12 protein-coding genes are annotated in these 13,695 nt (G+C 59.7%); 8 read left to right on the top strand and 4 right to left on the bottom strand.

Annotated features, from left to right (window positions below):
- Positions 1 to 38 precede the first annotated feature (38 nt).
- The 5 genes from CKA38_RS01555 to CKA38_RS01535 all read left to right on the top strand — a co-directional run bounded on the left by CKA38_RS01555 (position 39) and on the right by CKA38_RS01535 (position 6,972).
- Positions 39 to 1,478 carry an acetylxylan esterase gene (locus CKA38_RS01555; RefSeq protein WP_108823926.1) on the top strand — a complete coding sequence of 480 codons (1,440 nt, stop codon included), beginning with the start codon at positions 39 to 41 and terminating at the stop codon, positions 1,476 to 1,478.
- On the top strand, positions 1,475 to 2,695 hold the full coding sequence (locus tag CKA38_RS01550) for an alpha-L-fucosidase (RefSeq protein WP_108823925.1): 1,221 nt from the start codon (positions 1,475 to 1,477) through the stop codon (positions 2,693 to 2,695). Before CKA38_RS01555 ends, CKA38_RS01550 begins: the two co-directional genes overlap by 4 nt.
- Before the next feature lie 35 nt (positions 2,696 to 2,730).
- The gene (locus tag CKA38_RS01545; RefSeq protein ID WP_108823924.1) at positions 2,731 to 4,845 is read left to right on the top strand and encodes an alpha-L-fucosidase; all 2,115 of its coding nucleotides are present in this window, start codon (positions 2,731 to 2,733) and stop codon (positions 4,843 to 4,845) included.
- Between the two features lie 286 nt (positions 4,846 to 5,131).
- A complete protein-coding gene (locus CKA38_RS01540; RefSeq protein WP_152032612.1) occupies positions 5,132 to 5,866 on the top strand; it encodes a hypothetical protein in 735 nt (244 codons plus the stop codon).
- On the top strand, positions 5,863 to 6,972 hold the full coding sequence (locus tag CKA38_RS01535; protein WP_108823922.1) for a glycoside hydrolase family 172 protein: 1,110 nt from the start codon (positions 5,863 to 5,865) through the stop codon (positions 6,970 to 6,972). Before CKA38_RS01540 ends, CKA38_RS01535 begins: the two co-directional genes overlap by 4 nt.
- A 224-nt stretch (positions 6,973 to 7,196) precedes the next feature.
- Here CKA38_RS01535 and tkt read toward each other — a convergent pair whose 3' ends face one another.
- Positions 7,197 to 9,191: a transketolase gene (gene tkt, locus CKA38_RS01530; protein WP_108823921.1), complete on the bottom strand. Its 1,995-nt coding sequence runs from the start codon at positions 9,189 to 9,191 to the stop codon at positions 7,197 to 7,199.
- Positions 9,192 to 9,362: 171 nt separating this feature from the next.
- On the opposite strand from tkt, the gene CKA38_RS01525 reads away from it, so the two are divergent.
- The gene (locus CKA38_RS01525; protein ID WP_236919094.1) at positions 9,363 to 9,596 is read left to right on the top strand and encodes an addiction module protein; all 234 of its coding nucleotides are present in this window, start codon (positions 9,363 to 9,365) and stop codon (positions 9,594 to 9,596) included.
- A gap of 6 nt (positions 9,597 to 9,602) precedes the next feature.
- The gene (locus CKA38_RS01520; RefSeq protein WP_108823920.1) at positions 9,603 to 9,899 is read left to right on the top strand and encodes a type II toxin-antitoxin system RelE/ParE family toxin; all 297 of its coding nucleotides are present in this window, start codon (positions 9,603 to 9,605) and stop codon (positions 9,897 to 9,899) included.
- A 3-nt stretch (positions 9,900 to 9,902) separates the two neighbouring features.
- On the opposite strand, the gene meaB is transcribed toward CKA38_RS01520, so the two are convergent.
- Complete coding sequence (gene meaB, locus CKA38_RS01515) at positions 9,903 to 11,054, bottom strand: methylmalonyl Co-A mutase-associated GTPase MeaB (RefSeq protein WP_108823919.1); 1,152 nt, start codon at positions 11,052 to 11,054, stop codon at positions 9,903 to 9,905.
- An 18-nt stretch (positions 11,055 to 11,072) separates the two neighbouring features.
- Positions 11,073 to 11,555, bottom strand: coding sequence for a PTS sugar transporter subunit IIA (locus CKA38_RS01510; protein WP_108826348.1), 483 nt, complete (start codon positions 11,553 to 11,555; stop codon positions 11,073 to 11,075).
- A 142-nt stretch (positions 11,556 to 11,697) separates the two neighbouring features.
- Between CKA38_RS01510 and CKA38_RS01505 the strand changes: the two genes are divergently transcribed.
- Positions 11,698 to 12,279, top strand: a complete 582-nt coding sequence (locus tag CKA38_RS01505; protein ID WP_152032611.1) for a hypothetical protein — start codon at positions 11,698 to 11,700, stop codon at positions 12,277 to 12,279.
- A 26-nt stretch (positions 12,280 to 12,305) separates the two neighbouring features.
- Here the strand turns inward: CKA38_RS01505 and CKA38_RS01500 are convergent, their stop codons facing one another.
- A complete protein-coding gene (locus tag CKA38_RS01500) occupies positions 12,306 to 13,622 on the bottom strand; it encodes a citrate synthase (protein ID WP_108826347.1) in 1,317 nt (438 codons plus the stop codon).
- Positions 13,623 to 13,695 lie beyond the last annotated feature (73 nt).

Below are 13,695 nucleotides of genomic sequence, written 5' to 3'. Positions count from 1 at the left end.
ATTTTATGCTCTGACAAAAATTAGAATGTAACCTTGTAATGAAACTCCGTTCCACAATCACCCTGTTCTGCTGCCTGTGTTTTATAACCACTGTTCTCAATGCCATGGAGATGAATCTTGCCGGGAAATTTGATCCCAAGCCGTCGCCGCCTCATGAGGCGCTGCTGCAATTTTGGTCGGAGGGAAATGACGACCTCATTTTCACCAAGGCCAAAAGCGGCGATGCCATAACGCTGCGTTGCCGCGCGGGCGTGCGCGCGGTTTCGTTGAAATGGACGCTGGCGCGCAATCTGTTTGAGCAGCCTTTTTCCAGTGGCCCGGGCGTTGCGCGGCCTGAGAATGGTTTTGTCATCACGATTCCCACGGCACGGTTGATGCCCGGTCTTTATGACTTGCGAGTCGCGGTCGATTGCGGGGCGGAGAAGCCGGTTGTGGGGATTTGCACATTTGGTTTCGATGTGGACAAAATGCACATCACCGATTCTCGTCCGGCTGATTTTTCTGAATTTTGGAAAAGACAAATCCGTGCGCTCGATAATGTGTCACTGGACGCAAAGGCGGAATCGGTGAGGACATTTTCATCCGCTGAGATAAACGCATACAATGCGGCGCACGCATCGCTTCCGCCGGATTACGATCCCGAGGGGCATCGTTTCGAGGCGGTTGAGGCGGGGAAGGTGAGTTTTGCGAGTGTCGATGGCGTGCGCATTCACGGCTGGCTTGCCAAGCCGAAGGGTGGGGCGGGGCCGTTTCCCGCGATGCTTGTCTTGCCGGGCGCGGGATTTGCCGCGCGTCCGATGCCGCTCGAGCACGCTCGCCACGGATTTCTCGCGCTCGATATTCAAGTGCACGGCCAGCCTGTGGATGCTGAAAAATATTCCGAGCTCCCCGGTTACAGTCGCGATAAAAAATACGAGCCCGCCGAAGCGTTTTATTACCGCAATATTTATCTGAACGTGGTGCAGGCGCTGCGCTATCTGCGTTCGCGGTCCGATGTGGACAAATCGCGCATTGTTGTTGTCGGCGGCAGTCAGGGCGGGCGGCTTTCGATTGTCGCGGCGGCGCTGGATGGCGAAGTCGCGGCGGCCGTGCCTGCCATCGCGCATTTCGCCAACCTGCCTTATCTCGATTGGGCGCGCGACTGCAACGCAGCCGCGCCGCGGCTGGATGGCATGTCGGGCATGATCAACCCACCGCTGGCGGGCACACCCGCCGCGCGCTGCCTCGCGTATTATGACACGATGAACTTCGCGCCCGATGTGCGTTGTCCGGTCATGATGAACGCCGGGCTTATCGACGCTGTTTCGCCGGCGACGGGTGTTTACGCTATTTATGCGCGGCTTGCTGCGAGCGAGAAGCGGATTGTGGCGCTGCCCGGGATCGCGCACGACTGGTCGGCTGAGTTTGACCGGCGTGCATGGCGCTGGCTGGACCGCGTTTTGAAAATATCAAATCCCGAAACCCCGCATAACAAATGACAAACAATCAAAACTCTTGGTTCAACGAGGCGCGCTTCGGAATGTTCATTCATTGGGGGCCGTATTCGGTCGCCGGGCGAGGCGAGTGGGTGGCAAATCGCGAGTGTATTCCGAAGGCGGAGTATGCGGAAAAATACGCGGCCAATTTTCGCGCGGAAAACTACGATCCCGCCGGGTGGGCGCGCCTCGCCCGCGATGCCGGTATGAAATACGCCGTGCTGACTGTGAGGCATCACGACGGGTTTTGCCTTTGGGATACGAGGACGACGGATTTCAACTCGGTGAAACTCGGCGCGCGCCGCGATCTTGTCGCCGATTATGCAAGGGCGATGCGCGAGGCCGGCTTGCGCGTGGGATTTTATTTTTCGATGGCGGACTGGTATCATCCGGATTATCCGGGCGCGTTTTGCCGCGACTGGCCGCAGGCGTGGCCCGACGAGGCGGCGCGTCTGCGTTTTGTCGATTATTATTACCGTCAGCTTGAGGAGTTGATGACGCGCTACGGTGCCATCGACCTGCTTTGGTATGACGGATGCATTCCGTCGCCGACCGGGGGCGAGGCGATCAACACGCGCATCAAGCAACTCCAGCCCGAAATCCTCATTGCAAATCGCAACGGCCGCCCGTGGGATGTGCAGTGTTGCGAGCAGGCAATCAAGGCCGCCGAGCCCGGCGTCTTGTGGGAGGCGTGCATGACGCTCAACGACAATTGGGGCTACCACGCGGGCGACGACAATTGGAAGTCCGCGTGGCACGTTATTCGCTTGCTGACGGAAACCGCCGCGCAATCCGGCAACCTGCTTCTCAATGTCGGACCGATGGCGGATGGCACGATTCCCGCCGAGTCCGTGCGCATCCTCAAGGATGTCGGCGCGTGGCTTCGTGTGAACGGCGAGTTTCTGCCGCACTCGGGGCGCAGTCCCTACACTTGGAATAATTGGGGCGTGACGACGGTGAAGGAGAACCGCATTTATTTGCATGTGTTCAAATCAACCGGCGGGGAGCTGTGCTTTGCCGACATCAAGAATCGCGTGCTTGCCGCGCGGCTTCTTGCGGACGGTCGTTCCCTGTCATTCGTGCAGCAAGGCAATCGTTTGTTTCTAAAAGGGATTCCGCCTGTCACGGGCGCGGGCGCGATGCCGTTCATCATTGTCATTGATGTCGAGGGCGTTCCCGAAACACTGAGTCCGCAAACCTCGTTTTGGATTGCGGGATAATATAATATTATCGAGCGCACATATACAATTAGACCATGGAAGCGGCCACACCAAATCTCACTCAACGCGGCGACAATCTCCCGCCAGTCTCGCGCGCGGACAATCCCGCGCATGCCTGGTTTTCCGAGGCGCGACTGGGCATGTTTGCGCACTACGGGCTCTATTCGCTGCTTGGCCGCGGCGAATGGGTCATGTTCAACGAGGGCATTTCCGCCGGGGACTACAATCCGCTTGCGCAGCGTTTCACGGCCGTGGATTTCGACGCCGACGCGCTTGTGCGGACCGCGAAACAGGCTGGCGCGGGATATGTCGTGTTTGTTGCAAAGCATCACGACGGGTTTTGCCTTTGGGATTCGCAATGCACGCAATTCAACAGCACGCGCTCCGCGGCTCGTCGCGATCTTGTGCGCGAATACACCGATGCCTGCCGTCGCGCCGGTCTGCGCGTGGGATTGTATCTCTCGATCATGAGCTGGCAATGGCCCGCGATCATCAACGGTCCCGCGCGCGATCCCGAAGGCTGGCGCGGCATGGTGGATGAAACGCACGCGCAGCTTCGCGAGCTTCTCACGCATTACGGGCAAATCGATTTGCTCTGGTATGACGGGTGCACGGTTCCGGGCATCTCATATCCGGCGACGGTGGCGCGTCACTGGCGCGCCACCGAACTCAACGCAATGGCGCGCGAATTGCAGCCCGGCATCATCATAAACGATCGCTCGTGCTTGCCCGAGGATTACTCGACTCCCGAGCAGCATCTCACGATTCCGCCCGCCGGTCGCCGTTGGGAAATGTGCATGACGCTCGGTGAAAGCTGGTCGTGGCGCCCCGGCGACAACAAACTGAAATCGCCGCAATCGCTCATAGACCAACTCGTTTTCTGCGCGCGTTATGATGGCAATCTGCTCGTCAACATCAGCCCCGAACCCTCGGGGAAAATCCCGGACGCGCAGGCTGCCGTGCTTGCCGATGTCGGTCGCTGGATGGCGCTGAACGGGCGCGCGGTCCGCGGCACGCAACGCACGTCATTCACCGAGGCGGAACATGAGGCGGGTCTTTGCACAGCAACGGAAAAATGCCTCTATTTTCACAACGAGATTTTTTCCAAAAACTCTGAAATTCGTAAAATAACCATCGCGGGCGTTTCGGAAAAGATGCGCGCGGCCGTCGTGTTGGCCACGGGAGAAACGGTGAACTTCGCGCAGGACGGCGGGCTCGTCACGCTTGATCTCGCGCCACAAAAAAGTCCGCTGGCGACAGTCATTGCGCTCGAGTTTGAGCGGATCGCGCCTGCTGCGCCGCCCCCTCAAAAACTTGTCGAGAAAGACACCGGCCTCTACGCGCCCGCCGAGGCTCATGTTTGCGAGGGGCCGTCCGGGCGCGCCGCCGTCCATTCGTGGCAATTGCCGATCACGGTGCCGGGCTGCCACGATCTCGATGTTTGTGTTGTCGGCAAAAATCCCGGGCAGTTCACGCTGCGCATTGATGGCGTGCCTGGCGTGCGGACGCTTCAAACCACATGCGGAAACTATCCGCACACGCTGACTGCAAAAAATCTCGCGCTCACATCCTCGACAACCACGTGCACGATCACAGCCACTGATGGCGCGCTGTTTGAGCTGCTCTCGTGGCGTTTGCAACCATTGTGGAAAAACATGGACGCCGCCTGCTGGAGCATTTGCGGGCCCTTTCCCTCGCCCTATCGCATTCCCGGAAAAGAATCCGAGGTGCGCGAGGCCATGGGGACGGTTTACGCACCGGAAACGGATCCGGAAAGTGTCGCGTGGAAGCCGCTGCCGCCCGACGGAAACACGATTGATTTCACCAAATACGGTTCCGCCGACGCCAACGGCGTTTATTTTGCGCGCGCGGTGGTTCGTTCGCCGGATGCGCGCGCGTGCGAGTTTTTGCTCGGCTGCGACTGGTGGGCCAACCTCTACGTCAACGGAACGCCTGTCACCAGCGAACGCGCGCACTCATCGCATGATCGCGATGGCTCGTGGTTCAGCGGATGGAAACCTTTGTGCGCGCGCGCGACTCTTCGAGCCGACAATAATGAACTGCTCGTCAAATGCCACCAGGGGCGCGCGGGAAACTGGTTCACTTTTTATATAAATCAATCGGACGGACTTGAAATTATAAAACAGTAAAAACTCCTTGGTCTAAATGAAAGCAACGCTCCGCATATATTTCACTTTGTCCATGATGGCGTGCGCGTGTCTGTTCGCTTTGACACTCCAATCCCAACCCGCCATGCACACTCTCACAAACGGATGCCTCACGGTCAAGGTGATGGATCCGAATGCTCCCGATCGTTACAATACCGGCGTTCGTTTTTCGCCGGTCGCCAACGTGCTTCAAGTAGCCGTCGATGGACGCGATTATTTGTTTTCACCCGAGGCGCACGACCCTGTTACAGAAAACGGCGGTCTCGCAATGGAGTTTGATCTCGGTGGAAAGGACGGGCCTCAGCCGGTCAGCTTTGTCGCTGCCGACGTGGGGGAGTCTTTTGTCAAAATCGGTGTTGGTGTGCTCAAAAAAACGACAGCCAAATATGAGTTTTATACACAATACCCTATTGTGGAGCGCGCGGTGACACATGCCGAATGGACATCCACGGGCGCCATCTTCGCGCAGACCTGTCCCGGTGCCAATGACTTCGCGTATGATTTGGGCGCAAAGATCACGCTCTCAGGGAACACGCTTCGCATTCGTTATACGTTAAAAAACACCGGCAGACGCGCTTTCTCGACAGAGCACTATACGCACAACTATTTCTTGTTCGCCGGGCAGCCCGTGGGGCCGGGTTATGCGCTGCATTTCGAAACACCGCTGCCCGACGATGGTGTTTATGACGGCGCACGGCGCGAGGGGAAGACGCTTCATTTTGATCAAGTGCTTCCGAAAGCCGTCAACCTTGTCGTGCCGGTTTTCCGGGAAGGGCAGGGGGATGCCTGGCGTTCGCTCACGGTTGTTTGCACTGTCACGAAACAAAGTATTCATGTTTCGAATACGTTTCCAGTTTCGCGCATCGCCGTGCACGCCGCCAGCCGATACCTTTGCCCCGAGCAATTTGTTCTCATCAGGCTCGCGCCCGGCGAAACCGCCGAATGGGAGCGCAGCTTCACCTTCCACAAAAACACTGCTTCACCCGTTCAGGATAAATCATGAGCACTACGCCATTCAACGGTCTCGATCTCAACCTCGGCAATCTTTGCCGTCTCTCTGACGCGCGGACGCGTTCCATTAGTCCTGAGAATTTCACCGGTGAACCCGGCGGAGGCGGACGCGCGGACCCGAAGGACAAGGATACTCCCAATGCCGCCAATGCGGCGGGTTCCGCGCGCGAACTTGGCAAGGGGTGGAAGGTAAATCCCTTTGTGCTTATCAATCCCGGGGAGACGTTCACGCTCGCGGACATTGCCGGCCCCGGGGCAATCCAGCACATCTGGATGACGCCTACCGGCAACTGGCGTTATACAATTTTGCGCATTTATTGGGACGACGAAACCGAACCCTCCGTCGAATGTCCCGTCGGGGACTTTTTTGGCATGGGCTGCGGTGAGTTTGCCCCGCTGTCATCGCTGGCCGTATGCGTGAATCCCGGCAGCGCTTTTAATTGTTATTGGACAATGCCGTTTCGCAAACGCTGCCGTGTCACGATGCAAAGTCTCAATGCGGAACCGATGCGATTGTATTATCAAATTGATTACACGCTCACTCGAGTGCCGGATGACGTCGCATACTTTCACGCGCAATTCCGCCGCACCCCTTGCAATCCGACATCTGATTATACAATAATCGACGGCGTGGAGGGCCGCGGTCACTATGTCGGCGTTTGCATGGTTTGGGGAGTGCGCAACAACGGTTGGTGGGGCGAGGGCGAAATCAAGTTCTTCATTGATGACGACACTGATTACCCGACGATATGCGGCACGGGTGTTGAGGATTACTTTTGCGGTTCATATAATTTCGAAAATAAGGAGGAGAAACGCTATCAACCCTTCACGACGCCTTATGCCGGTCTGGTGCAGGTGGTGAAACCGGATGGTTTATATAAGACGCAACAGCGCTTCGGCCTCTATCGCTGGCATATTGTTGACCCGATTCGTTTCACAAAAAAGCTTCGCGTCACAATACAGGATTTGGGATGGCGCAGCGAGGGCCGCTATCTGGCCCAGCACTCGGACATCGCCTCCGTAGCCTTCTGGTATCAAACCGAGCCGCATAAAAAGTTCCCCCCATTGCCCGAGCGGGATGAATTGGAGAATATATAGTTTCATTTGGGATGGCATGCACAGGGCCGACGGAGGATGGGCTCTCGCTTGCTGCGTCGGTATCCTTTGTATGTGTTTGCCGGTCCGCTCAATGAATTAATCTTGGTAACAGTGGATGAAATTTCGAAAAACTCGGTCGCATGAGCTAGACGCCCGTGCTGCCACAAAAAAGCGGCGAACTTTTTTAAGTCCGCCGCTTTTGCAGAAGGTTGTTTCGTTTTTTCTTACAGCGATTGTGCGGCGGTGACGACGGCTTCGGGGGTGATTCCGAGCTCCTTCATCACGGTGCCGCCGGGGGCGCTGATGCCGAAGCGGTCGATGCCGATGCAGATGCCGTCGAGCCCGACGTATTCGCGCCAGAGCGCCGTCACGCCCGCCTCAATCGAGACGCGCTTGCGGCAGTCGGGCGGGAGGATCGAGTCGCGGTATTCCTTCGGTTGCTCGTTGAAGCGCTTGAAGCTGGGCATCGAAACGACGCGCGCCCCGGGGCCGAGGATTTTCGCGGCAGCGACGGCGTGCTGCACTTCGCTGCCGGCGGCGAGCAGGATGTGCGTGAGCGGAGCGGTTTCCTGGATGGCGACGTAGCCGCCTTTCAACACGCCGGCGCGGCGGATGTGCGGCGGGATGTCGTTGAGCATCGGCAGCGCCTGGCGCGTGAGCGCGAGGAGCGTGGGGCCGTCGGTGCGCTCGAGCGCGGCGGCAAAGGCGCCCGCGGTTTCCTCGGGATCGGCGGGGCGGATGACGTCCATGTTCGGAATGACGCGGAGGCCGCTGACGGTTTCAACGGGTTGGTGCGTGGGGCCGTCCTCGCCGACGCCGACCGAGTCGTGCGTGTAGATGTAGGTGACGGGGAGCTTGGCGAGCGCGGCGATGCGCATCGAGGGGCGCGAGTAGTCGGCGAACACGAGGAACGTGGCGCACGAGGTGCGGAAGATGCCGTCGTAGGCGATGCCGTTGTTGATGGCGGCCATGGCGTGCTCGCGGATGCCGTAGCGGATGTTGCGCCCGGCGCGGTTGGTTTTGTCGAAGTCGGTCGAGGCGGCGATGTAGTTGAGCGTGGAGCCGTAGAGGTCGGCGCTGCCGGAGACGAGGAGCGGGAGCTCGGCGGCGAGGGGCTGGAGTATCTCCTTGCCCGCGGCGCGCGTGGCGAGCTTGGCGTCGGCGGCGAACATCGGGATCACATTCTCGGCGAGATGCGCGGCGCTGACTGGCGTGTTGCGCGAGTCGAGGATCGCGGCCTTGTCGGGGTTGGCCTCGCGCCAGGCCTTGTAGGTTTTGCCCCATTTGTTGTAGGCGCGGACGAGGCGCTTTTTGTGGTTGGCGAAGTAGGCTTTGACATCGTCGCTCACGTGGAAGAGCTGGTCGGCGGGGAGGCCGAGTCCGGCGCGCGCGGCGTCGGCGAATTTCGCGCCGCCCTCGCCGTGGCCTTTCGAGGTGCCCTCAACTTCGGGGATGCCCTTGCCGATGATTGTTTTTGCAATGATGAGCTGCGGTTTGCCGGTCTTGGCTTTCTTGGCCTTGTTGACGGCCTTGTTGATGGCGGCGATGTCGTGGCCCTCGGCGAGCGTGATCACGTCCCAGCCGATGGCCTTGAAGCGGGCGGCGGTGTTTTCGTTTTGCGACTTGTCGGCCATGGCGTCGAGGGTGACGTCGTTTGAGTCGTAGATGAGGATGAGGTTGTCGAGGCCTTGGAATCCGGCGAAGGCGGCGGCTTCCATGGCGACGCCTTCCTGCATGCAGCCGTCGCCGGCGAGCGTGATGATGTGGTTGTCGAAGATGGTGTGCTCGGGGGTGTTGAAGCGCGCCTCGGCCATTTTGCCGGAGACGGCGTAACCGACGGCGTTGGCGATGCCCTGGCCGAGCGGGCCGGTGGTGGCCTCGACGCCCGGGGTTTCGTCGAACTCGGGATGGCCGGGGGTCTTGCTGTGGAGCTGGCGGAAGTTTTTGACCTCGTCGAGCGGGAGGTCGTAGCCGCTCATGTGGAGCCATGCGTAGAGGAACATGGAGCCGTGGCCGCCGGAGAGCACGAAGCGGTCGCGGTTGAGCCATTTGGGATCGGCGGGATTGTGCTGGAGGGCGCTGCCGTAGAGGACGGCGCCGATTTCGGCGCAGCCGAGCGGGAGGCCGAGGTGGCCGGAGCTGCATTTATGGACGGCGTCGATGGCGAGGCCGCGGGCTTGGTTGGCTGCTTTTGCAAGGAGGTTTGTTTCGAGTGCCATGATGGTTGTTTTTTGGTGCTGTAAAAAGGCGCGTTATGCGTTTGGTGAAAAAGACAAAGGTTTAAAGTGAAGAGACAAGGGAGATGCGTGAAAAGGGAAAAATGGCGCGGCGTTTTGACGCCGAGGCGTTTGCGGGGTTGCAAACACCGGATGTTGTCCCATTCTAGCAAGATGCCGATGACCATTGACCAGATCGTGAATGAAACACGTTCGCTGCCGCGTGATGTGGTGGCGGAACTGGTCGATCGTATTTTGATGGAGTCTCACGGCGGCCAGAATGCGGAACATTCCGCCGCGTGGTCGGCGGTCGTTCATTCGCGCATCGGCGATATTCGGAGCGGAAAAATCAAGGGCATTCCGGCGGAGCAGTCATCGAAAAAAATCAGGCAAATCGTCGGAAGGTGATGCCCGATGAAGCCCGTCGTTCTTCACCCCGAGGCCGATGAGGAATATGCCGTTGCAGCCAAACATTACGCGAACATAAGCCGGCAATTGGGCGGGCGTTTTTATGACGAGATCGAAAGGTTGATTTTGGAAATCAGAAAATCCCCGGCGCAGTTCCGACAATACGAGCCGCCCGCAAGGAGAAACTTGGGGCGTTCATTTCCATTTGCCGTTGTTTATCTCGACGAGCCGGACTGCGTGTGGGTGGTCGCGATCATGCACCTGCATCGCGAGCCGGATTATTGGAAGCGGCGGCTTGGGTGAGCGTCACCGTTTCCAGAGCGCGAGCAGTTCCTTGGCGGCGGCGAGGGAGGGTTTTTGGCCGTTGGCGACGGCGTGCTCGATTTGCGGCAGCAACGCCTGCACGGTGGGGGCCTGGTAAAAATCGTTGAGAAGGGATTCGCGGATGAGCGAGTGCATCCATGCGATGGACTGGTCGCGACGGCGTTCATCGAGGATTCCGCTTTCGCGGCAGGCCTTGAAGAAATCGAGCACGGTTTCCCAAACCCTGTCGATGCCCTCGCCGGTGATTGCGGACGCGGTGAGCGCGGGCGTGGTCCAGCCTTCGGTGGCGGGGCGCAGGTAGTGGAGCACGCGTTCGAGCTCGGCGCGCGCGGCCATGGCGCGGATTTTGTTATCACCGTCGGCCTTGTTCACGACCATGATGTCGGCAAGTTCCATGATGCCTTTTTTGATGCCCTGCACTTCGTCGCCCGCGCCGGCGATGGAGAGGAGCAGGAAACAGTCGACCATGGAGCGCACGGTGACCTCGCTTTGGCCGACGCCGACGGTTTCGACAATGATCACATCGTAGCCGGCGGCCTCGCACAGGAGAATGGTCTCGCGGCTTTTGCGCGCGACGCCGCCGAGCGAACCTCCCGAGGGCGAGGGACGGATGAACGCGCCGGGCTGGCGGCCGAGTTTTTCCATGCGCACCTTGTCGCCGAGGATGCTGCCGCCGTGAACGCTGCTCGACGGGTCGACGGCGAGGACGGCGACGCGGTGGCCTTTTTCGCAAAGATGCGTGCCGAGGCTTTCGATTGTGGTGCTCTTGCCCGCGCCGGGGATTCCGGTGATGCCGACGCGCATGGACTTGCCGGTGTCGGGCAAAATGCGCGCGAGAAGCTGCTGCGCCTGCTCCTGGTGCGCGGCGGCGCTGCTTTCGACGAGCGTGATCGCGCGCGCGAGGATGGTTGTATCCTGTTTTTGGATACCCTCGACGTAGTCGTCGATCGAGAGCTTGCGGCGGCGCGGCGGGGTGGTGGAGGGCGGCGCGAAATCGCCGGTTTGTTTCACGCCCTCGATCACCCAGGTGGCGAAGGCGGCGCCGGCGTTTTCCGGAACCCAGTCGGGGCGCCCGCCCGTCGCGGGTTGCTTGTGCGTGGAATCGTGCGGATTTGTTTCGGGCTTTTCTGACACGGCGCGAAGGGAAAACGGTTATTTGGCATCAACGCCGAAGAGTTTTTCCTCTGCGGCGACAACGGCCTGAATGAACTCCTGGGGGGTTGACGCGCTCATGAAGACCTCGCGGTTTTCGGGTTCCTTGAGCAAGCGGCAGAGCGCGCTGACGATGGCGAGATAGGTGCCGGGGTTTGTCTTCGGGGTGCCGAGCACGAACATGAGTTTCACGATCTGGTTGCAGTTTTCGAACACGACACCCTTGTCGCTGCGGCCGACGGCGAGCACGATTTTTTGCACATGCTCGGTGCGGGCGTGCGGGATCGCGATTTCGTTGCCGAGGCAGGTGGTGTCGAGGCGTTCGCGCGCGAGCAGTTCGTTGTAGAAACCTTGAAAATTAGTGACATTTGGGTGGCCGTCGAGGAGCCGCGCAACTTCGTTGATCGCGGCGGTTCTCCGCGCGCTCTTGATGGAGAGCGTGATGCGGGAAGGGTCCAGGAGTTGTGATAGACGGCCAATCATTGCTGATGTCGGTTGATGGTTAAGCAAAGAAACAGAGAGAGCCCGCGCGCGCGAGTTTGCAAGGGAGGAATCGCCGCAAAACGATTTTTTGAGGAAGCAAATAAAATTGCAGCCGGCGCAAAGGCCGCGCATGACTCGGGGCATGACTTCCATTTGGTCTTTTCGGTTGACGGTGGCGCTGGCCGCTTGCGCGTCGGGGTTCTTTTTCGCCCCTGTAGTTTGCGCGGGCGCGGGATTCTCGGACGGGCTCAAAAAGGCCGACTACGACGCGGCGGGTTTGGCGAAATTGTCCGCCGCCGAGCGGGCGCATCTCGACGCGCTTGTGAAGGCGCATGCCGCGGGGGCGTGTGTTGCGAACGCTGAAACGCAAGCGGCGGCCAAACCCATCGGGGATGAACCAGTGGCGGTGGCCGCGACGGACGCGGCAACTGCAAAACCAAAATCCCCGCCCAAACCGAACCGACAAAAGGTGAAGGTCGATCCCGGCACCGAGATCGAATACAACACGATGGAGCTTGAGCTGGCGGGCACGTTTGCGGGGTTCGAGAAGGGCACGGTTTTCACGCTTTCAAACGGACAGCGCTGGAAGGTGGTTTCCGGCTCGTATTCGTGCGGCCCCGATCCGCGCGTGAAAAAGGTGCGCGTGAAGCCGGGCGTGCTGGGCAGCTTCTTTCTGGAGTTTGAGCGGGTGAAAACCCAGGCGAAGGTGAAGCTGGTGAAGTAGCCGAAAACGAACCGGCCGCGTCCGCGTTACGCGCGCTTCGCGGCTTCGATGCGTTCGCGCATGGGCACGTAGTTGCGGAGCGTGTGGCCGGTGTAGATTTGACGCGGGCGGTAGATTCTGCCTTTCGGATTCGCCGCGATTTCGCGCCATTGCGCGATCCAGCCCGGCATGCGCCCGATGGCGAACATCACGGTGAACATGTCGGTCGGGAGGCCGATGGCGCGCATGATCAGGCCCGAGTAAAAATCGACGTTCGGGTAGAGCTTGCGCGATATGAAATACTCGTCGTTGAGCGCGGCCTCCTCGAGCTTCATGGCGATGTTGAGCAGCGGGTCGTTCTTGATGCCGAGACTCGCGAGCGCGTCGTGGAAGCTCTGCTTGATGATTTTTGCGCGCGGGTCGTAGTTGCGATACACGCGGTGGCCGAAGCCCATCAGCCGCTGTCCCTTGCCCGCCTTTGCCGCGGCGATGAATTTTGTGCCGTCGTCGCCGGCGTCGTGGATGTGCTGGAGCATTTCGATCACGGCCGCGTTGGCGCCGCCGTGGAGCGGACCCCAGAGGGCGCACACGCCGGAGGCGATGGAGGCGAAGAGGTTCGCGCCGGCGGAGGCGACCATCTTCACGGTCGAGGTGGAGCAGTTTTGCTCGTGGTCAGCGTGCAGGAGCAGGAAGAGGTTGAGGGCGCGCGCGACTTCCTCCTTCGCGATGTATTCGTTGTAGGGGTCGGTGAACAACATGTGGAGGAAGTTTTCGCAGTAGCCGAAGTTCGGGCGCGGATAATTGAAGGGCTTGCCCATGTTCACACGGTAGGTGTGCGCGGCGATGGTGCGCACCTTGGAGATGGCGACGGCGGCGGCCTCGTCGAAGTGCTCGAGGTCCTGCTGGTGGTTGTTGCTGGCGAGGTGCGGGTAGTAGGCGCCGAGGGCGTTGAGGCTTGCGGAGAGCACGGCCATCGGATGCGCGTCGCGCGGGAAATTCTGGATGAAGCGCACCATGCCCTCGCGCAGCGCGGCGTTGTCCGAGAGGAGTCGCCCGAACCTGGCGCGCTGGTGGGGCTTGGGCAGCTCGCCGTTCATTATGAGATAGGCGGTTTCCACGAAGTTGGATTTTTCGGCGAGCTGCTCGATCGGGTAGCCGCGGTAGCGCAGGATGCCCTTTTCGCCGTCGATAAAAGTGACCTCGCTTTTGCACGAGCCGGTGTTGGCGTAGCCTTCGTCGAAAGTGATCGCGCCGGTGTCCGCTCGCAAGCGGCTCATATCGATGGCGATTTCGCCTTCGGTTCCCGTGATGACCGGCAGTGTGAGTTCCTTGTTATTGAATTTGAGGAGGGCGTCGGAGGACATGGTGTTGGATAATGCAGGCTGGATTGCGCGGCATGCAAAGAAAAGTTGCGTTTTTTGTGCAAATATTCTTTTC

Source organism: Ereboglobus luteus (assembly GCF_003096195.1).
GTDB lineage: Bacteria > Verrucomicrobiota > Verrucomicrobiia > Opitutales > Opitutaceae > Ereboglobus > Ereboglobus luteus.
This window is presented reverse-complemented; position numbering and strand designations above follow the sequence as displayed.